The organism is Shewanella sp. MBTL60-007 (genome assembly GCF_019654915.1).
Classification (GTDB): Bacteria; Pseudomonadota; Gammaproteobacteria; order Enterobacterales; family Shewanellaceae; genus Shewanella.
On the sequence record NZ_BPET01000023.1, the window covers coordinates 1 to 20540 of the forward strand.

At 46.3% G+C, this 20540-nt stretch carries 20 protein-coding genes; 10 read left to right on the top strand and 10 right to left on the bottom strand.

Annotation, left to right across the window (positions count from 1 at the left end):
• Positions 1 to 48: 48 nt before the first annotated feature.
• The 3 genes from K5Q92_RS10260 to K5Q92_RS10270 all read right to left on the bottom strand — a co-directional run bounded on the left by K5Q92_RS10260 (position 49) and on the right by K5Q92_RS10270 (position 2467).
• Positions 49 to 789 carry a sulfite exporter TauE/SafE family protein gene (locus K5Q92_RS10260; RefSeq protein ID WP_220768910.1) on the bottom strand — a complete coding sequence of 247 codons (741 nt, stop codon included), beginning with the start codon at positions 787 to 789 and terminating at the stop codon, positions 49 to 51.
• Between the two features lie 240 nt (positions 790 to 1029).
• Positions 1030 to 1662: a DUF3157 family protein gene (locus tag K5Q92_RS10265; protein ID WP_220768911.1), complete on the bottom strand. Its 633-nt coding sequence runs from the start codon at positions 1660 to 1662 to the stop codon at positions 1030 to 1032.
• A 268-nt stretch (positions 1663 to 1930) separates the two neighbouring features.
• Positions 1931 to 2467, bottom strand: coding sequence for a porin family protein (locus K5Q92_RS10270; RefSeq protein ID WP_220768974.1), 537 nt, complete (start codon positions 2465 to 2467; stop codon positions 1931 to 1933).
• A 193-nt stretch (positions 2468 to 2660) separates the two neighbouring features.
• Here K5Q92_RS10270 and K5Q92_RS10275 point away from each other — a divergent pair, with 193 nt between their 5' ends.
• Complete coding sequence (locus tag K5Q92_RS10275) at positions 2661 to 3914, top strand: mechanosensitive ion channel family protein (RefSeq protein ID WP_220768912.1); 1254 nt, start codon at positions 2661 to 2663, stop codon at positions 3912 to 3914.
• Positions 3915 to 4022: 108 nt separating this feature from the next.
• Here K5Q92_RS10275 and K5Q92_RS10280 read toward each other — a convergent pair whose 3' ends face one another.
• Both K5Q92_RS10280 and K5Q92_RS10285 read right to left on the bottom strand, forming a co-directional pair.
• Positions 4023 to 4649 (bottom strand): LysE family translocator, encoded by a 627-nt coding sequence (locus K5Q92_RS10280; RefSeq protein ID WP_220768913.1) that lies wholly within the window; start codon positions 4647 to 4649, stop codon positions 4023 to 4025.
• Between the two features lie 64 nt (positions 4650 to 4713).
• On the bottom strand, positions 4714 to 5265 hold the full coding sequence (locus K5Q92_RS10285; protein WP_220768914.1) for a lysophospholipid acyltransferase family protein: 552 nt from the start codon (positions 5263 to 5265) through the stop codon (positions 4714 to 4716).
• 141 nt (positions 5266 to 5406) lie between these two features.
• On the opposite strand from K5Q92_RS10285, the gene K5Q92_RS10290 reads away from it, so the two are divergent.
• Positions 5407 to 5829, top strand: coding sequence for an SgcJ/EcaC family oxidoreductase (locus K5Q92_RS10290; RefSeq protein ID WP_220768915.1), 423 nt, complete (start codon positions 5407 to 5409; stop codon positions 5827 to 5829).
• Positions 5830 to 5946: 117 nt separating this feature from the next.
• Here the strand turns inward: K5Q92_RS10290 and K5Q92_RS10295 are convergent, their stop codons facing one another.
• Together K5Q92_RS10295 and K5Q92_RS10300 are read right to left on the bottom strand one after the other, a co-directional pair.
• Entirely contained in the window at positions 5947 to 6717 is a 771-nt protein-coding gene (locus tag K5Q92_RS10295; RefSeq protein WP_220768916.1) for an NRDE family protein, read from the bottom strand.
• An 86-nt stretch (positions 6718 to 6803) separates the two neighbouring features.
• Complete coding sequence (locus K5Q92_RS10300) at positions 6804 to 8432, bottom strand: metal transporter (protein ID WP_220768917.1); 1629 nt, start codon at positions 8430 to 8432, stop codon at positions 6804 to 6806.
• 217 nt (positions 8433 to 8649) lie between these two features.
• On the opposite strand from K5Q92_RS10300, the gene K5Q92_RS10305 reads away from it, so the two are divergent.
• The 4 genes from K5Q92_RS10305 (at position 8650) to K5Q92_RS10320 (ending at position 14841) form a co-directional block, all read left to right on the top strand.
• Complete coding sequence (locus K5Q92_RS10305; RefSeq protein WP_220768918.1) at positions 8650 to 9246, top strand: YhgN family NAAT transporter; 597 nt, start codon at positions 8650 to 8652, stop codon at positions 9244 to 9246.
• 175 nt (positions 9247 to 9421) lie between these two features.
• On the top strand, positions 9422 to 11593 hold the full coding sequence (locus K5Q92_RS10310) for a trehalase family glycosidase (RefSeq protein WP_220768919.1): 2172 nt from the start codon (positions 9422 to 9424) through the stop codon (positions 11591 to 11593).
• Between the two features lie 136 nt (positions 11594 to 11729).
• Entirely contained in the window at positions 11730 to 12032 is a 303-nt protein-coding gene (locus K5Q92_RS10315; protein WP_220768920.1) for a hypothetical protein, read from the top strand.
• Between the two features lies 1 nt (position 12033).
• Positions 12034 to 14841, top strand: coding sequence for an immune inhibitor A domain-containing protein (locus K5Q92_RS10320; RefSeq protein ID WP_220768921.1), 2808 nt, complete (start codon positions 12034 to 12036; stop codon positions 14839 to 14841).
• Between the two features lie 92 nt (positions 14842 to 14933).
• Here K5Q92_RS10320 and K5Q92_RS10325 read toward each other — a convergent pair whose 3' ends face one another.
• Positions 14934 to 15491, bottom strand: a complete 558-nt coding sequence (locus tag K5Q92_RS10325) for a chorismate lyase (protein WP_220768922.1) — start codon at positions 15489 to 15491, stop codon at positions 14934 to 14936.
• A gap of 159 nt (positions 15492 to 15650) precedes the next feature.
• Between K5Q92_RS10325 and K5Q92_RS10330 the strand changes: the two genes are divergently transcribed.
• Positions 15651 to 16052, top strand: coding sequence for a flagellar basal body-associated protein FliL (locus K5Q92_RS10330; protein WP_220768923.1), 402 nt, complete (start codon positions 15651 to 15653; stop codon positions 16050 to 16052).
• Positions 16053 to 16090: 38 nt separating this feature from the next.
• On the top strand, positions 16091 to 17197 hold the full coding sequence (gene rlmF / locus K5Q92_RS10335; RefSeq protein WP_374758449.1) for a 23S rRNA (adenine(1618)-N(6))-methyltransferase RlmF: 1107 nt from the start codon (positions 16091 to 16093) through the stop codon (positions 17195 to 17197).
• Between the two features lie 116 nt (positions 17198 to 17313).
• Here rlmF and K5Q92_RS10340 read toward each other — a convergent pair whose 3' ends face one another.
• Together K5Q92_RS10340 and K5Q92_RS10345 are read right to left on the bottom strand one after the other, a co-directional pair.
• The gene (locus K5Q92_RS10340) at positions 17314 to 18219 is read right to left on the bottom strand and encodes a helix-turn-helix transcriptional regulator (RefSeq protein WP_220768925.1); all 906 of its coding nucleotides are present in this window, start codon (positions 18217 to 18219) and stop codon (positions 17314 to 17316) included.
• Positions 18220 to 18263: 44 nt separating this feature from the next.
• Positions 18264 to 19106 (bottom strand): formate dehydrogenase accessory sulfurtransferase FdhD, encoded by an 843-nt coding sequence (locus K5Q92_RS10345; protein ID WP_220768926.1) that lies wholly within the window; start codon positions 19104 to 19106, stop codon positions 18264 to 18266.
• Between the two features lie 284 nt (positions 19107 to 19390).
• Between K5Q92_RS10345 and K5Q92_RS10350 the strand changes: the two genes are divergently transcribed.
• Positions 19391 to 19858: a DUF3305 domain-containing protein gene (locus K5Q92_RS10350; RefSeq protein WP_220768927.1), complete on the top strand. Its 468-nt coding sequence runs from the start codon at positions 19391 to 19393 to the stop codon at positions 19856 to 19858.
• Positions 19855 to 20502 carry a DUF3306 domain-containing protein gene (locus K5Q92_RS10355; protein WP_220768928.1) on the top strand — a complete coding sequence of 216 codons (648 nt, stop codon included), beginning with the start codon at positions 19855 to 19857 and terminating at the stop codon, positions 20500 to 20502. Before K5Q92_RS10350 ends, K5Q92_RS10355 begins: the two co-directional genes overlap by 4 nt.
• The last annotated feature ends 38 nt before the right edge of the window (positions 20503 to 20540 follow it).

Genomic DNA, 20540 nt, shown 5'->3' on the forward strand with positions numbered 1-20540 from the left:
TTAATTTTACTGTTTGCTTTTAATTGTTATTAACTTAAAGGCTTTGCTTTATATATTTATTAAGATGTTTATTCCGCTGCCAAATAAAACGACCAGAGTGATCTTTTTAAATAAGTTTGGATTGATGAACTTAGAAATATAATCTCCAAAAAATGCGCCGATAAAGGTTGCAGGAATTAGCATCATGGCTGTTTTAAGTGTTTGTGTTTCAATTCCAACAACGGAAGCTTGTAAGCCCAAAGCCACAATGTAAGACAGGGTAGAGCAAGTGATTACCGTGGCTCGGATTTGGTCTTTCGACAGTACGCTACGTGTTAGGTATGCTACGACCACTGGGCCTGGCATTGCCATTGCGCTAGCCATGACACCAGACATGGTGCCTACTCCGAAGCAGGAGCCTTTACCCATGCTAGCAGGAGTCGTTTCATGTCCTTTATGAGATTTAATCATCTCTAAGATGGTTTGGACGGTAATCGCCAGAATAAGTAGGGCGACAGAAACTTTAAGTGCGGTAAGATCGAAGTTACTAAAAATAATGATTCCGATAGGGTAACCAAGGGCGCAACCTAGCATTATTTTTTTAACTAGTTCCATGGGCGCTATCTTGCGAATTTTAACCCAGTGAACAAGCGACATGGCTAAGGTTAATATAATGACAATTTGAACGGCTGAATTAGATTGCAATAAAATAAGTAAGAAGCTGACGCCAATTAATCCAAATCCAAATCCAGTTGCAGCTTGTAATGCTGCTGCGAAAAACACTGTCATTAATAATAATGAGAGTTCCATGAAATAACCAAAGTAATATATTTAATCTATGAGTGGATTATATGTTTAGTCCCCCTATTTGGGTCAATTGACTAAATAGTCCTCAGCTATAACTAAATGTTATGCTGGAAACTAGGCGAGGTTAGGTTTATTGAAAAAAGGCGAGCTAGAGCGATATATTTTTTGTTTTTACAAGATGCTTAAATGAAAAAAGCCGCAAAGGTAGGACCCTTACGGCTTTGTTTAACTTATTTTTTGAGGTTACATGCGTGAGTCCATCTCACCCATTTTTAAGCTCATTAACTGTTTTGTCCATTGAGCCTTGTCGATGCCTTCAATCCAGAATATGCGGCTATCGCGGGTTTGGCCTTTACGCAGATAGGTGTCAGGCATTCTGAATATCGCCTGCCAGACTTTCACTTTCTCTTTGGACATTAGCGCGCCAGAGTCGGCAAATAAGCTGATCTCTAGCTCGATCATCACATAATGTTCGGGGCTGTTGCTATTTAGTTCGAAGGTCAGTCCCAGACGACCATCTTCATCCCACTGACTATTTAGCAGGCTGACTTTTACGCCCCCCTTAGCCGTCGACTTTAGCAGTGCCGATTGGGCGATAGCATTAGCAGTTAGTGTTTCTGTAGTTGCTTGCTCTGCTGTGGTTACTGCAGTGCTGTCAGTCGCAGTAACTGCGCCGACCGTTGCCGGTAGGGTGACTGGCACTGCTGTGTCGGGCTTGTTTTGGCTCTCAAGGATCACATACTCCCAGGTGAAGTCATCGTTTAGTTTAACGGTTGCACCATTTTCTAGGGTTACCCGCGCCACCTCTTCGGCGAGGGCTGGGATAGAAAACATCAGTAACGCGATAGTGGCGTAGGTTCGCAGAGCTTTATACATGGCAATTAACCTATTTAAGTTGATTGCCCTAGCATAGACAAAGAATTACTCGATTCATACTCATGCTGATAAATATGTGATCTTTCGGTGCGCTAATTCAATGCCTTATAGAGAAATTCTATGGAGTAAGCGGATAAGATGGAGTAGCCGATACTGGCTACGAAATAGAGCAGACTCGGTGGCTGGTAATAGTGAGTGATAGCCTGCGCCTCCCATAAGGCGCATAGTGGTCAGCTAGGCTGACTGGAACCTCTTATCAAATAGCAGGTTACATCGAGTAGCCAATGCTGATCACGGCAGATTCAGTAGCAGAGTTATAGCCTGCGCCTAGCATAAGGTGTTTGCCTATAACGTAACGTAGGCCGACTTCGGCTCCCCAGCTAGTATCTTTTTCAGTTTCCCAAACGGGTTCTGCGCCAACAACATAGGGGACGATATTGGTGGTTGAGGAGTACTCGGTAGTATAGGCAGCTGCGCCACCATAAAGGCTTAAATCACGAGTAAGACTGTAGCTAATACCAAAGCGCCACAGTGAGTCTTGGGTATAAGCTTCTCCCGGCGGCTCAACATATACGTCCTCTTTTTTACTCTGGGCATAGCCTATGTAGTAGCCCCAATCGGCGTAGTCGCGGTCATAATGACGGGGAGCCAAGGTGATACCGTACATATCTTCTGCGGCTGGTATATAGTCTACAGTTATAGCCATAACTGGGGCTGGCTTAGTGTCGGCTTCTAGATTGAAGTCATTTGCTATGACGCTGTGAGGGCTTAGCGCAATTAAGCTGGCTATCAAGTATCGAGTCATCATCGCCTCAATTTAATGGCTAACAGATGCTAGAGATTGTTCTAAAACTTTGGTTTACAGTCAACCAACAGTGCTAAAATGACTGATATAATAGCGTTTTGTAGCGTTAATGTTTCTACCTTAGTGTATTTGTGTTGGGGTGGTTTTAACGTATTGGTTGCTTATTTGAGCGCTTAAGAATTGGAGAATAGCTTTGGATCAGGAATTACGGGCTGTGATTGCTCAGTGGTTAACTAATATGGGTATAGACACTCAGCCGTCTGATGGTGTTTCGAGTGCAATTATGCTGTTTGCGTGTTTTGTGGTGGCCTTTATTGGTTATTACTTTGTGAAGCGCGGTGTTGTGACCACAATGAATCTAGTGATCCAGCGTTCCAAAGCCCACTGGGATGACATCTTCATGCGTCATCAAGTATTGGAGAAGATGGCGATACTGGTGCCTATTCTGATCTTAAATATTTTGATGCCCCTAGCGTTAACAGATCACAAGCTTCTTAGCAGCCTGACCGACCGTCTCCTCGACGTCACTATTGTGGTGTTATTTATCCGCGCCATATACAGCGCCCTAGACGCCGCCAATGAGATCGCGGATTACAACTTGGTCAGCCGTAGATTACCTATAAAGAGCTTTGTACAGCTGGCGAAGCTGTTCATGTTTTTTGTCGCCATTATCATCTCAATATCGGTTCTAGCCGACCAATCTCCGATCTACTTTCTTAGTGGTTTAGGTGTTGCGACCGGTTTAGTGATGTTGGTATTTAGAGATACCATCTTAGGCTTTGTGGCTGGGATCCAACTAGCGGCCAATCGCATGGTGAGCCCAGGAGACTGGATCGAGATGGATAACTATGGCGCAAATGGTACTGTCGAGGAGGTGTCATTAACTACGGTTAAGGTGCGCAACTTTGACCAAACCTTGACTATGCTGCCTGCCTATTCCTTAACTTCAGGTTCTTTTAGAAACTGGCGTGGCATGTCAGAATCTGGCGGCCGTAGAATTAAGCGTGCACTACAGATCGATATTCAATCGGTGCGATTTTTAACTGAAGAAGATATGCATAGTTTAAGCAAGATCAATTGTCTTAAGGACTATTTCTCTGCAAAATCGGCGGAGATCATTACATATAACGCCCAAGTTGAAGATGCGGAGATGTATGTGAATAGTCGCCACCTAACGAATTTAGGTACTTTTAGGGCCTATGTTCAAGAGTATCTGCAGCGGCATGATAAGATCCGCAAAGATATGACCTTGATGGTGCGTCAGCTTGCGCCCACAGAGTTGGGAGTGCCCCTTGAGCTGTATATCTTTACAAACGATACCCGCTGGGAATTCTACGAGGGGATCCAAGCCGATATCTTCGACCATTTGTTTGCCATATTGCCAGAGTTTGGCCTAAGGGTATTTCAAGGTCCGACAGGAGCGGATGTACGCAGCTTGAAACACTAGTGCGGAGTCAGCTATACAGCAAAAAGCCAGCTTTCAAGCTGGCTTTTTGATTTTCTCCCCTAAACCACCAATTTCAGAAGGTGAATCTTTACTTTCAAACCTCGCAAACTAGTTTTCGCGGCTGACTAAGATGGCAGCTAGAGCCACAAATACCCCACCACTGGTCCTATCGAACCAATGTAGCTTATTGCTGGATTTCAATGTAGGGGCAAGCACATTGGCCATGCTGGCGTAGATCATCACGAAGCTGAAATCTACCACGGCCCAAGTTGCAGCCAAGATGACGAGCTGTGGCCCTTGAGGCGCAGTGATGTCGATAAATTGTGGAAACAGAGCGGCAAAAAATAGCAGATCCTTGGGATTGCTGATCCCGACGAGAAAAGCTTGTTTAAATAGCTGCTTTGGCGTGCCTTTACCTTCGGTGGTTTTTAGATCTAGTCCTTTGCCATCGCCTTTAGTGAGGAGTAATTTGATGCCTAGAAATAGTAGGTATGCCGCACCACACCATTTCAATACCGTAAAGCCATATTCAGTGGCACTTAGCAGTGCCCCTAGGCCTGCTGCAGAGGCCATCATCAGTAGCAGTGCCGATGTTACGCTACCAAATGCTGTTGCGATGCTACGGCTCTTACCGTAGTGAATGCCGTGGCCCATAGACAATACGGCCATGGTGCCGGGAGAGACCGCAATCAACAAGATGGCGAATAGGTAGAGTAACCAGGTATCGAAGCTCATAGATTTTATACAATTTGGGATGTCTGGCTGCACTATAGCCGCCAGACATTATTTAGGCAATAAGCTAGGGGGTATAGTCAGGAATAGCCTTTGGATGACGGCCTTGAATTGAGCGATAAAAATCAACTATCTCATTCATCTCTTGTCGAATGTCGCCAGTGGGGAGTTTTCCTTCGGCGATCACTATGGTTTTTTTCCCGAAATCGAGCCCCACGGTAATGATCGGTACCTGAGCTTTATTGGCAATATGATAAAAGCCTGTTTTCCAGCGAGATACTGGACTACGGGTCCCCTCTGGTGCCAAGGCTAGGCAGAAATTGGGGTCGGCTTTAAATAGCTCGGCCACAGCATCGACCAGATTATTACTTTTGCGTCTATCGACTGGGGTTCCGCCAATGGCTTTGAAAAACCAGCCCCAAGGGGGAATAAACAGTTGATGTTTACCTAGAAAGTTCACTTTAGCACCAAGCGCGCCGCGAGCGATAACCCCTATGATGAAGTCCCAGTTACTGGTATGTGGCGCAACAATGGCAATAAATTGTTTATTTTTTGGCAGCTCGCCGGATATTTTCCAGCCGATGAGTTTTAGCAGCCCTTTCCAAAATAGTTGAAACATATAACGAAAACCTTCCGGCCTTTTTTATGAGTATTGATGTTTTCTGCGGCTTTAGCCAATCATTTGCTAGGATTGGTGACAAGACGTCAGTGAGATATTTGAGTTATAGTACACCTAATAAAGCCCGATCGGAGAGAGGCAATGTTTAAAAAAGGAATCAGTGTCTTATTGTTGTGCATGGCATTTAACGTAAATGCTGTACCAACCGATGATATTGCTAATATTTTGGCTGAACAGCAAGCTGCATGGAATCGCGGTGACTTAGATGCTTATATGCAGGGTTATTGGAATGATGACAAGATGCGTTTCGTCTCCAATGGTAAATTTCGCTACGGTTGGGAGAAGACCTTAGCCGCCTATAAGAAGCATTACCCCGATAAAGCGACCCTAGGCACGCTGACTTTCACCATTAAAGAGATCAAGATGCTCAGCAACTATGCAGCGGTTGTTGTCGGTCGTTGGTCACTGGAGCGCACCAAAGATAACCCGAATGGCGTGTTTACGTTATTGGTCGAGAAAATCGATGATCGTTGGGTGATCACCCACGACCACACCTCTGATTAGCCTTTAAGGAGAAAGTTATGGTTTTTCTTATCCCCGCAGTAGTGTTGGCTGCAGGTTCACTTTATCTGATCAAGCACGCTAAAAAATAAGATTAATATGGGCGCTGTGTGAGTCTGTTTACTCACTTGCTGCAATCGTAAACTCATCGCGACCTAAGTTGCGCCCCTTACCGTCATATCTCACCTCAGTGAAGTGTATCTTGCCCTGTTTGTCTTTAAGGATGATGCTGGTTGAACGAGTGCCATATTCTTCATGCCTAATGTAGATTGAAGATAGATGCCGCTCCCACTCTAAACTCACCCCTGTCTGGGGCAGCTCCTCATCCGGTGCTTGGGTGTTATCTGTCATGATGCCGAGCAGAACATCGATATCGGGACTCGTATTGTCGGCAATATGCTGCTCGATCGCTAACGTACCGCGGGCCATTTTGGGCCAAATATCATCGAGTGCACCATTGCTGATGGAGTGAAACCCTGGGCTAAGTCGGGTGAGTGTCTGACTACGGCTATTGAAACACTGAAGCAGTTCTTCATCGCCAAAGAGTAAATTAAATGGGTTGTAGAAACGGCTATGGAGTTGTAACCAATCATGATCGATTGCATCGTCTTCTAAGGCTTTTAATACTAGCTCACCGCGGCTTCTCATATCATTTTGGTTGAGCTCTGGCGCTCGGATATTGGTCAAGCCTGCTATCTTGCCTAGTTGATTCACACCTAGCCAGGTACCACCGGCTTCTAGATCTTTTCCGGCTAATAGTGTGTTGGACTTATTTGAGGTTGGCCAAAAATGAGCGGCTTCAGTGGGGCGATGATGAAACTCATCGCGATTGGCGCAGATGATTAACGGAAATTGTGGGTGAGTCTGCAACGCGACAAATAGGATGCACATAAACATAGCTCATATCTAAGTCATGGATACAGGGTAATGCCCATGACTTAGAAAAGCTAGCCAGAGTCGATTAGACGAAGCAGCCGTTAATGGTGGTGCTTATGGTCATGCCCATGCTTATGGCTCTTTTCATGACTGTTTACTGGCTCATTGCTACTATCTGGCCCATGGTTGTGATCGTCACCATGGGGGTGTCCGTGGTCATGATTATGAGCTTTGGGGTTAAGCAGCATGAGTCGGCTTAAGAATTTACGAGGGCCAAGGCGAAGTAAGCTGGTAGCGAATAAGATAGCCACAATTACTAGGCAGAAGCTGTTGAGTGTGGCGGGTAAATGAACCATGGCTTGCCATTTAGGGTGCAGTAACTCAATTGCTCCAAGTAATGCAATTAGCAGGGCAAACAGGCTAGTTCTTTGGCTCCAGTTCATCATTTTTAGCTGGGCCAAGTTAAATATTGGTGCGGCGATTAACGGTAAGATCACCGCCGTGGTTGTCCAGCCACTGTAAGCTAAAGATAAGGACAATACCGCTGCGCCGAGATTACAAAAGCGCATTGGCAGGAATACCAACAACAGCACGATGACTTGTACCAGTGGGCTTGAAAGTGGCACCGCTGGGTGACCAATCAGGTTAGCTAACACTAAACTTAGCAAGATCCATGGTGCACTGCGGTCAACGAGGTGAGCGAAGCCAAAGCGCCAAGCGGATTTGGGCAGCTCATCATGGGGATCGGTAGGCTCGACATTGCAGCGAGTGAGCTGCCAACCAATAATCGCGACAGAGACCGCTTGGATCAGGGCGAACATGGGGCCAAGCAGTAAGCCGGTAATGATGATTGCCTCTGGTCCAAGCAATCGCTGTAACCAAAGTTTACCCAGTTGGTCGTTGTGGGGCGTGAGTCCATAGTGGAAGCGCAGGCTCGCCACGGCATAGCTCAGTAATAAAACGGGCGCGATAGTCAGCATCCAGTCGAGTAGATGCTCGGTTGAGTGGCTATGGCTGTGGTGATGGTCGTGGCCACCAGAGTCCATCATTAGCAGTAAAAATAGCAGGGCGATACCGAGTAAACTGCCGATCCCGGCTTGGTATTCATACTTACCTTGTTTGTCGGCTACTGGTGTGCCATGGGGTTGATGTAACACCACATGTAGAATGGATCCGGTAACAAACGCTTGTAAGTAAACTGTATTTTCAAGGCTTAAATGAGACAGCAGCTGCTCTCCGGCAAAGTAACCCACGGAGGTTAATAGCATCATAGCTGCCAGAACTGCCATGGCCCAGCGTCCACCCACTTGTGGTTTTAGCAGCCACCAGATGGCCACGCCGACGGGCAGTCGATGCAGGATTATCCCCAGTGCGAGTAGAGGCGAGTTGCCGTCTTGTTGGGCTAATATCATCGCTCCACCATCTGTGATGGTGTGTAGTAGTAATCCGCCAATACCTAAGATTAAGGTGAGGTTGTGAGTGACTTCGGAGTATCGGTGGAATAACCGCTCACTCAGTGTCGGCCCCCAGATCCCGATAATCACAAATACAATCGCTAGAAATCCACCATGTTCTAATAGCTCTGGCAGAATATGAACCAACACTAGGCCGCCCAGAGACACGAATATAAATCCGTCTAGGCCTTTTTGTAACCCGTTGCCTGTCGAAAAGAATCGATAAAACAGTGGGCCTAATAATAGTGCTATGCAGCTAGCTAATAGATACAGCATGGATTTCCAATTTAAACCACGAGAGCGAAAAAAGCGCCATAGTATACCAGCCTTGTGGGTAATTAGCAGAGTACTGTGTTGAATTTACATTGATACGCAGTTGCCGTTAAATACACACTTTTTGTGAACAGGTATGGTGTTTGTTGACATTGGTTTGTTAATTTGTCGGTTAAGGTAATAGAATAGTATTTTTTACGGCAAATAGAAGCATTTATCTATGGATACTTTCTCAGCGGCAGTCATGTTGTTTCTCATTATGGATCCACTTGGTAATTTGCCTATATTTGCCTCTATATTGCGCCATATCGAGCCGAAGAAGCGCCGTCGCGTGCTGATCCGTGAGCTAATGTTTGCCCTAGTGATCATGATGTTGTTTCTGTTTGCAGGTGAGGCGATCCTTAACTTCCTTAATTTACGCACTGAGTCGGTGAGTATTGCCGGCGGTATTATTCTGTTCTTAATTGCGATTCGAATGATTTTCCCTCAGCCTGGTGGTGTGGTTGGCCTCGCTGCGGGTGAAGAGCCATTTATCGTGCCGATGGCCATTCCCTTGATGGCAGGTCCTTCGGTGTTGGCGGCGCTTATTTTACTGGCTCACACCGATAATGATCGCATGTTTGATTGGACCATAGCGCTAGTCTCTGCATGGGGAGCAAGTGCGGTGATCTTACTCTTCTATAAGGTCTTTACTAAGGTGTTAGGTGAGAAGGGGTTAACCGCAGTTGAGCGTTTGATGGGCATGGTACTGGTAATGATCTCGGTACAGATGTTCCTTGATGGAGTTGCCAACTATATCAGTCACACTGGGCTATAGGTATATAGATTAAAGCGCATCTTGTGATGAGCTTTGAGTTGCATCTGGCTAGCTGTTTGCGACGTTAACTAGCCTTGATGGCTTTTTTGGAGCGTGAGCTAAAATTAAACTCACTTGCAGAACAAATTTTAGCCTGTAATACTTGGGATATAATATTCAAAAATAACAATAACTCATGCTAACTTGTCTTCTATTGTGTGCCGCTAGCTTTTCTTCGCTCGATTCTACTGATTATCAGAACCTACTGCCTTACCAAGGTACGCCGACTTCGATGGAGCAGCGTGATAGTAAGGGTAATCTTACTATTGGCTCAGTGTATACCGATCAGGGGGCTTGGCATGGCTTCCACTTGCCCGATAATGCGGATTATTATGGCAGTTTTACTGGCCCATTGTTTATTGCTCAAGAATACAGTTTGCACTTGAGCGACAGTTTGCAACGCTTGCAGTTGATCGATGTAGATAAAGATGAATTTGTCGCATTAGATAGTGCGAGTCGCATCGAGATCTATAGCAGACCTGACGCCTTGGTGCAGACGTTTACTTGGTCCGATTTTCAGCTTAACTTGACCCTGAGTTATAGTGATAATCGTACGGCGGTGATTCATACAGAGCTGATTAACCTCTCCCCGAAAGCACAAACCTGGCAGCTGGTTTGGCATGGCACTCCCTTTAACTCGCACCCATCGTTGCCGGATTACAGCCTTATTAAGCAGGCAGAAGTAACTGCTAATCACATCAGTTGGCAACTCAAACCGATAATGGATACTTGGCGAATTCAGCTGGCCGATGCCGAGTATGAGCTGTGGTTCGATACCGATATGAAGATCATCCTCAATGAGCAATCGGGTTATCGTGCCTTTGCCGAGCCCGTGACTCTGGTGGCTGGGCAGAAACATACCTTGGTATCGGCGCAGCGATACTTTCATACTCAGGCCGAGCGCGGCGCGCATCAGGCACCCGACTGGGACAAGGTTGGCGATCTGGTCACTGATAATCGTGCTAAGTGGCAAGCCAGACTAGATAGAGCAATAGTAGGAGGCGATAAAAGTGCTCGCCAACTCGCCGTTAAGAGCATGATGACTCTGCTGCACAATTGGCGGAGCCCGGCAGGTGCGCTGCAACATGATGCGATTACGCCTTCGATTACCTACAAGTGGTTTAACGGTGTATGGGCCTGGGATACTTGGAAGCAAGCGGTTGCCTTGGCTCGGTTTGATCCAGAATTAGCCAAGTCGAATGTGCTGGCGATGTTTGATTATCAATTTACAAGCCAAGATCCGCTGCGTCCACAAGATGCGGGTAACCTACCCGATGCGATTTTCTACAATAAAAATACCGATCGAGGCGGTGAAGGAGGGAACTGGAATGAACGCAACGGCAAGCCCCCGTTGGCTGCTTGGGCGGTATGGCAGATCTACCAACAGGATAAAGATGCTGCCTTTCTTAAGGTCATGTATCCCAAATTGGTAGACTACCACCTGTGGTGGTATCGCAACCGTGACAACAATGATAATGGTTTGGCTGAATATGGTGCCAACCTTCACCCTATGCACCTCAATCAAGATGGCTCGGTTAATCTAGAGGCGGTGATCGAGGCTGCTGCGTGGGAGTCGGGTATGGATAATGCGCCTAGATTCGATGTGGATAGCGGCCTAGATGTGTGGCAAAACCGCCAAGGGGGGCAACTCGTCGGGTATTCGGTCTCACAAGAATCGGTCGATCTTAATGCCTACCTCTATGCTGAGAAACGCTTCCTGCAGCAGATGGCCGAAGTGCTAGCAGATACAAGTGCCGAGCAGAAATGGGATGTGGAGGCCACTCGACTCGCTAAGCAGATCCAGATGCAGATGTATGATCCTGAATCAGGATTTTTCTATGATATTCGCTATACCGCAACAGGGAGTGAGTTGATGCTCAAGCAGGGCAAAGGCGTTGAGGGCTGGATCCCGCTTTGGGCTGGAGCAGCGAGTGAGGCTCAAGCCAAAATCATCATAGAGCGTCACTTAAATGCTGGGCAATTTGGCACCTTAATTCCGTTTCCCACTGTGAGCGCCGATAGCCCGAATTTTGCGGCAGCTAAGTATTGGCGAGGCCCTGTGTGGTTAGATCAGGCATTATTCGGCCTGCAGGGAGTTGAGCGATACGGTTATCACGATGAAGCTCGACACTTGGCACTGCAACTGGTGAATCAGGGAGAGGGGATTCTTGGTCAGAGTCCAATCCGTGAGAATTATAATCCGTTAACCGGAGAGGGGTTGCATTGCACCAATTTTAGCTGGTCAGCTTCTGTGTTAATGCTTATATATCAGTCATGGCTAGCCGATATGAATGATAATGAATCATAGCTATTTGACCGTTAACTATATAAAAAATAGTTGATATGTCTATAAACTTAAAAAGAGCCACCTAAATATATTAATTTAACTGTTAACGTATTGCTATTGTTGTTATTGTTTTGTGTTCAGCAGTGTTGGGTGGCCTATGAAAGTTTCTCTCCTAGTTTTTAGTTTTCTTAGTTTTGTGTTTGTCTCGGCGTGCAATAGCCGGTCTCAAGAAATTGAGCAGCAGTCTATTACTATCGATAATCACAATGATGTTCCTCGTAAGCATCTCCTATGTAGTTCAACTCCCCCTATCCAAGATACGACTAAGCTTAAGGCTAGCCTTAAAGAGCGAGGGCTCATTACCGAGCAGATGACTGAAGCGGAAGCTGATCAAATTGTTGTTGAGTATATCCGTCAGCGTCAGAAGGCGTTCCAAGAGTGTAAGAAAGGAGGTCAGTAGTATGACAAAACGACTAACAACCACGCTTTGTGCTGCTTTTGCTGCTGCGGTAATCTTTCTCCCTTCACTCTCCATAGCAGCCCCGATTACAGGCGGTACGACTGCCGATGCCAATATTATCAATAAAGAGCAGGTCTTATATTGGCTCATTAAACGCGGTGAACTTTCGGCTAATGCAACTGAATTTGAAAAAGAGCAGGCGATAGCGGAATTTACTAAGAGAGCTTACGGCGTTAAGAAGCTGCCATTAATGCAGGCGCAGCAGCAAAGAAAGCAGTTGCTGCAAGTGAGAAAACGCACTCAATCGATGAGTGATGTGACTCCACAGGCGAAGAGTTTTACTAATAAGACAGTAAAAGTACTTACGGTACTTATCGATTTCCCCGATCTCCCCTATAACGACAACGGTTTAAGCAGTAGCGATACTCAAATGTTCTACAACGATTACTCGGTTGAACACTATCGCTCACTGCTGTTTTCTGAAGTCGGTTATGACGGGCCGCAAGGTCAAACCCTGATGACAGGGTATCAATATTATCAAGCCGAATCCGGAGGCAGCTTCTTCTTTACCGGTGACGTAAAAGGTTGGTATCGAGCCGCGAATAACGCAGCTGTTTACGGTGGCAATGATCCCGATGACTATGATAACGATAGAGGCGTTTCTGATCTGGTTAAAGAAGCTGTCATAGCAGCAGTTAACGACATGAGTGCTGCTGAGTTAGCCAGTTACGATATTGAAGATCCTTTCGACCTAAACAATAACGGCGTAACAAATGAAGCCGATGGCATTATCGATCATGTGATGATCTTCCATTCAAGTATCGGCGAAGAAGCGGGGGGCGGCATGTTAGGTGCTGACGCTATCTGGTCCCATCGATCCTTTGTCGATGGCGGCATTTACACGCTGCCGGGAACCGAAATTAAGCTTTCTGGTTATACGATTCAGCCTATCGATGCCGCACTGGGTGTGTGTGTACATGAGTTTGGCCACGATCTGGGACTGCCCGATGAATATGATACGACACAGTTGGGCAAAGGCGCTCCAGTTGGCTTCTGGTCTGTTATGGCTAGTGGTAGTTGGGCGGGCTCGCTTGCTGGCTCACAGCCGACAGGTTTTAGTCCTTATGCCCGCTCTTACTTGCAGACTATTTATGGCGGAAACTGGGTGACAGAGCAGAGTGTACAGCTCGATTCGCTTTCCTCCTCTGGGCTCGATATTGATCTTGCTGAGGCGGTCAACCATGATCAGGTCAACCAAATTTCTATTCCTATTCCGGCTATTGAGGTCGACTTTAAGGAACCCTATAGCGGTGAGTATCAGTATTACTCAGATCAAGGTGACATGATCAACCATGCCATGTCATTTGATGTTGATCTGCCCGCAGCAACATCGCTGAGTTTAACCATGCGAGCACACTGGAATATTGAGCAAGATTACGATTATGCTCAGGTGATGGTAGACGGTATTGCTATTGCGGGGCATTACACTAAGGCGAGTAACTCGATTAATAATGAACGTAACATTATTACTGGTAAGTCTAGCGACTTGGCTGGCGCTGAAGGCACAGATGCTTGGGTGAATCTCCTATTTGATATAAGCCCTTACGCAGGACGAAATGTTCAGATCTCGATACGTTATGTGACGGATCAAGCTGTAGGTGATTATGGGATAGTGGTCGATGACATCGTGATTTTGCTCGACAATACCGATACGGTATTTTTCGATGGTGCAGAGCAAGAGGCCAATGTTGCATATGCAGGGTTTGTTCGGGTAACGAATAAGCGTCCCGGTAAAGATCGTCGCTATCTGGTGCAGTTAAGAAGTCAGCAAGGGGTCGACAAGGGGCTAGGGTCTCGCTCCTATGATCCTGGTGTCGTACTTTGGTTTGAAAACTTGGAGTACAGCAACAATGAAGTAAATAACCATCCGGGCTATAGTTTAATCGGCGTGGTGGATGCGGATCAGAACTTAATCGCGACTAACGACTCCAGTGTTCAGGTAAGAGACGCCGCTTTTAGTCTCTTTAACCAGTCGAGTTACTTTAATGACAATCATTTAAACTCAGTCAAACTGTTTGATGATGCTAATGATTACAGTGCCCCGCTGCAACCGGAATCGGGGATGATTTTGCCTGAGTTAGGTTTAACTATGGAGGTGATGAGTCAGTCGAGTGATAGCAGTAGTGCTAGGGTGCAGTTCAGGTATAGCGGTCAGACACCTCCCGAGTCTGGTACATTGAATGCAACGATCAGTTATAGCCAGCAGGGACGAGAAGTAAACTTTTCGGCAGATGTGAGCGGAGGGGATGGTAATTACAGCTATGCTTGGGATTTTGGTACTCAAGATGGACTGAGTACAGAAGCTGCTCCAAGTTACACTTATGCTAGCGGTGGTAATTACTTGGTGTCGCTCACGATAACCGACGGTAATGGAGAGAGCTTTACCAATAGTGTTAACCTGGTGATAGGCGCGGTTATTGTGGCCGATTTCACTCAAAGCATAACTAATCTGCAGGTTAGATTTATCAATCAGTCGAGCGGCGGAGATGGGGAGCTTAGCTATCTATGGGAATTTGATGATGGCAATAGCAGCTCGGCAGCTTCTCCAACGCATACCTACGCCAGTGCAGGTAGTTACAGCGTGACTCTAACGGTTACCGATGCCGCAGGAGAGCAAGCGCAAAAAACTACCACTGTCAGCGTAAAAGAGGCTGTGGCCAGTGGCGGAGGCTCGTCGAGTGGAGGTAGCCTAGGTTGGGGAGTTCTGCTGATGTTGGGCGTGTTGGGTTTATATCGCCGCAGAGCTTAACTGATATTTAATCTTTAAAAACGCCCTAGGACGGGCGTTTTTTTATGGCTTGTACGCTAATAACCTAAGAGAACGGGCTCCGTTGTGGTCAATTATAACTTAGCAATAGCCTGTTGAGCGGCAGGTAGAAAGACTTCGCTTACGATCAACTGTTCGCTCTCATATTGGAAGTAGCGGCGCCGCCCCCACAACTCTTGGCTTACATCTTGTTGCAGTGACTCCGCGAGTTTGGCGATCTTGCTACAGGCTGCGAAGTGCGCCACTTCGATTCGTCCTGGAGTAAACTCGTCTTGAGAGTAGAGCAGCTCGCCTAAGGGTCTAACACCTAAGCCAAGGAATTCTTGTTGTTTCTTTTCTAGCAGGCGTCCGGGAATTAAAGTTCTAGCGAACACCCATGGGGTGCCATCGAGTATGAGTAACACCTCTCTAACCCAGATGTTTTCACTGCCGAGAGTCTCTTCTTCGGCTGAAACTAAGTTATCTTCTCCGAGTACCTTGACTTCAAAGTGAGTACATTGTTGTCTAAGCTTTTTTGTTAGGCTACAAGTGCTTAGCAGCCAATCCTTAAAAGGTGGCGTAGGTAAGTTTGTGGTTTGTTCAGGTGAAAGCCATTGGATTGATTCACCATAAGGGAAGCTTAACCTAGTCATAGTCGTCTAATTCTCGGTACAATACAGCAAACCGAAGCAGTCTAACACGCCCTAGCCGTTGCAGATAGATATTGTCAGATTTGGCTGTAGCTGATGGCGTTAACGTACATGGAATGAGAGCGCATCTCATCGAATATCGACTAAGGAGTAAGTTAAAAGATGAATAAACTAATAGCCGTATTGCTTATTACGCTCTGCAGTAGCTTTAATGCATTTGCTGCCGATAGTAAGCCACTCGAAGAATACGCTTATTATGGCTTTGAGCCTGAGATCGTCACTAACTATATCTCCAACAGAAAGAAACTGGGTTACGTTAGGCTTAGCGTCGAGCTGATGGTTAAAAAGCCTGAGCAATTAGTTAGCTTAGAGAGACACGATCCTTTGCTTAGGGCGGCAATTGTCGAGATCTTAGGTAACCAGACAGAAGATAAGGTGAAATCTTTGACTGGCAAAGAGGAGATCCGTCGTCAGTGCTATGAAAAAGTTAATCAGCTTCTGGAGCAAGAGACGGGTGAGCCGCTGGTGGTAAACCTACTTTTCACTAAATATTTATATGACTAATTGCAGAGCCAAATACCGCAGGTGCTTGCATTTTTTCTCTGGTGCCAACGGTATTAAAAATGATTAAAAGTAATAATGGAAAAGGGTTAAAACCTCAAAAGTCACAGGTTGCTAAGGTTAAGTCTGCTGGCAAGAGCAAGACTCAAAACTCCGCTCAAGCTAAGAGTCAGTTTAGTAAGTCTTTGCATCCGCGTAACCTCCATAACACTGGCTATGATTTTCCAGCCTTGGTGGCCGCATATCCTAGATTGAAAACTTTTGTTAAGCCAAATCCCTATGGCAACTTATCGATTGATTTTGCCGATCCAATCGCAGTCAAAATGCTAAATGCAGCGCTGTTAAAGCTGCACTATGGCGTTGATAAGTGGGATATCCCTGAGGGCTTTCTATGCCCACCCATTCCGGGGAGAGCTGATTATATCCACTATGTGGCCGATCTACTCGCGGTTAAGAAAACCAGTAAGAAGCGAGTGCCTAAAGGGCCTAGGGTTCGAGCGTTAGATATCGGTACTGGAGCGAATGTTATCTATCCGCTGCTGGGTATACAGTCCTATGGTTGGAACTTTGTTGGCAGTGATGTCGACCCATTGTCAATTGCTAATGCGCAGCAGATTTTTGCCAGTAACCCAGTTATTGCAGAGAGGTTCAAATCTCGACTACAAACTAACGCTAACCATGTATTTCATGGGGTGATTGAGCCAAACGAACGCTTCGATCTGACCCTTTGTAACCCGCCATTTCATGCATCCATGGCTGAAGCGAGTGAGGGCGCTGCACGTAAGCTTAAAAACTTAGCAGCGAATCGGGCAAAGTCATCCCAGATAAAGACTGCCTTGGCTAAAACTGATACCACTCTCAACTTCGGTGGCCAGAAAGCCGAGTTATGGTGTGAGGGGGGCGAGCAGCAATTTCTGCGAACCATGATCCGTGAGAGCTATGATTTTGCTAGCCAGTGTTTGTGGTTTACCACCTTAGTGTCTAAAAAGGAAAACCTGCAACCGGCAAAAGCCTTGCTGGCTCAGGTAAAGGCGGTTGAGGTGAAAGAGATAGAGATGCACCAGGGCAATAAGATCACCCGAGTGTTGGCTTGGACCTTCCTTAAACCTGCGCAAAGAGAGCTTTGGCAGCAATACCGGGACGCATAAAATTAAAAAAGCCGATGACAACATCATCGGCTTTTCTATTTCCTACTTCTATCCGGCTAATATACCGAGAGAGATGGCAAATGGTGTCTCTGTATCAGACCCGCCTGCTTATAAGGCTACTGGCCATTCCAGAGCAATTTACCGCAATCTGTTAAATCGTAACCACCTAGGGTTGCAGCAAGCTGCTGTGTTTGTGGTTCGGCAAGCAGGTTAAACAGCCTTTGTAGCTGGCGTCTAAAGTAGATCCCCTGTGGCATCACGAAGTCAAAAGACTCAGTTACCAAAGGTACGAAACTCAAGCCGCTCTCAAGTGCGACAGACTGACAGCCAAAACCGATATCGGCATTGTTGCGGGCAATATAGCCAGCGAGTTCGCGCTCGCTTTGGGCGACAATGCTCGAATTCAGTTCTTCGAAAGTGGCGCCTTGCTTCATTAGCCACTGCTCAAGGTGTTGTTGGCTCCCCGCTCCCGCTTGTCGAGCCACCCAACGCCAAGATTGTTGCGACACTTTGTCCAACTCTTGGCAACGGTGATGCATCTCTGGGCGCATCATTAGACCCTGTTTACGGGTATAACCATGAACCATGACCCATTGTTGGTGGTTAGCATAACCTTGCAATAGCGCCGGGTGACGGACGCTGCGCTCTTCTACGCTGCCCCAATGTAACGTACAGACATCGGCGTAGCCACGAGACAATAAGTCTAAGCCGAGGCGTGAGCCAGTAGAGCTATAACTGATAAGTTCACTCTTACCGACCTGAGACATCATTCTCGCTACAAGCATGGACAGCAGAGGATCATCACTACCTGTGATATGCATACGGTCTGATAGCATGCCACTGTGGCAAGAGTCCATGACCCATCTGTCGATCAAGATCTTGGGAAACAGCCATTTACCCGTAATTTTGGTCGCAGGAAGAATACGATCATTGGCCATTGAGTAGACTTTCTTTTCATTGAGATCTAGGTACTCTGATACCTGTTTGGCGCTCATATAGATCAGTTCAGTCGGCTCAGTCATTATTAATCCCCGTGGAGCTTACAATACTTGTAGTTGGTTTTTTTTTAAGAAAGTGCATCAAATTCAACATTTTCTGCGCCATTGTAGATTAAGAAGTGACGGCCTTTTGCTCGGGCAATCATGGTTATTCCGAGCTTTTGTGCAAGCTCTAGTCCCATCTGAGTCGCGCCACTACGTGATAACACGACGGGGATCCCCATCTTAGCGACTTTAATCACCATCTCGGAGGTTAGTCGGCCCGTGGTGTAGAACAATTTATTGTTGCCATTGTCTTGGTTGAGCCACATTTCACCGGCTAAGGTATCAACGGCGTTATGACGTCCCACATCTTCAACAAAACCCACTATTTGGTCGTCTTGGCATAGACCACAACCATGCACTGCACCTGCATTCTTGTAGGTTTCGTTATAGGCGCTGATGTTCTTTAGTAAGCTGTAGATCATGCTTTGCTTTAACTGTGGCGTAGGTAGAGTAATGTCATCGAGTCCAGTCATAAAGTCGCCGTAAACCGTGCCTTGACCACAACCTGTGGTGACGGTTTTCTCTGACAACTTCTCTTCTAAGTTTTCAACTTTTTCGCTGGTTAGGATAGCGGCTGAGTTTACATCCCAGTCAACGATGACTGATTCTAACTTGCTGATATCAGAGATAAAGCCTTGGTTTTTGAGGTATCCAAGTGATAATGCTTCGGCGCGTGCACCTAGCGTCATTAAGGTCACGATAGGTTGCCAGTTCAGGTAAACCGTTAATGGTCGCTCGCAAGCGATAAATTTATCGACTGTCTCACCATTTTCGTTGGTTGCAGTTACGGCAATCGTAAGTGGCACATTGGTATCGGTTTTAATCAACTTAGGATTGCTTTTATATGCAGTCATATGGCTCATCATCTGTTAAAAGGAAATAAATGCGTTTACTACTAAGCAATATCCATACCTAATTTTAGGGTGGTGAAATTTAGTGGTAGATCACATTTCCAAGGGGTTAGTCGTCCATTTATGTCCTATCGACAATTGCTATTTAGACAAAATGTCCTAGTCTTTGCTGGGAATAGTTGATCTAGTTCAAACTATTTTGTCGATAATGTATGGCACATAAATTGCTTTATTCTGGGGGAGTATTTATTTAGTGGGCCTGCCATATTGGCAGCCACCTCAGGCAAGACGGAGAGTGAATGCAACATACCGAAAGCCAATGGCCAATGTACGTTTCCCTTAAGAAGATAGAGAAACAAGTCGGAAGATGGACCTCTGTACAGTGGGAGGTAGATCAGATGCTTCCTGCTACCCACGCCGCACCTGAGGGTGCCTACCTAGTGTTACTGGAGCTACATAAAGATGAGCGTGGCAGCTACCGTATCAATATCGATATGGATAACGCCATGTTGTACATCGTCTGTGATGAAACAGAAGAGGGTGAGTGGAAGCCAGTTGCTATTTCTGCTGATCAAAATGTCGCAGCAGGTTGTTTAGAAGCCGACACCCCTGTATTGAACATCCCTATGCCTAAGGCGATCGCCTGTTGGATCGAGGCCTTTATCACCCGTCACGGTGAAGTTGAAATTTGCGCTCACCGCCGCAAACACGTTAACCGTCGTAAGAATGAAGGTCCTAGCACCGATCATGTGGCGGATAGATTATGAGTGGCTTCTTATCCCGTTGGAATTTGCGCAAGCAAAAGGTAGAAGCTGAGGGCGAAGCTAATGTCGCGGCCGAAGAAGCGGCGCAGAAACAAGCACAAGAGCAAGCCCTAGCTGAACAAAAGCAAGCAGAAGCCGAGTTAGCCTCACAGACAGAATCCACCACAGTTGTTGATGACGCTGGCGTAGAAAAACCGGCAGACAAGATGTTAACTGCCGAGGACCTGCCTGATCCTGAAAAGATTGAAGTTGGCGGCAGTTTTGCCAGCTTTATGGGGGCTAACGTTGATCCTGCAGCGAAGGCTGCGGCATTAAAGGCGCTATGGAAGCAACCTCATTATAGTGAGATCGATGGCTTACTTGAGTATGCGCTCGATTACAGTAACCAACCTAAGTTAACTCCCGATGTATCGGCAGAGTTAGCTAAAAAAGTTTTCCGTCATATCGTCAAAGATGAAGATGATGAAAAGGAAGCACAAGAGGGAGTCGAGGCTGTATCAGATGAGATGATTGCCGCTGAGAATTCCGGTCAAACCGAACGCCTTAATGATGCTGATTCTGTGTCGGACATTTTGGACGGCCATAAAAATGACTTGTCCCAAAATGAACCAGAAAGCAGCGACGTTTCCAATAATAACGTTGTTTAACGTCACTATAGAGTGTTTTTAATTCCACAAATTTGGTA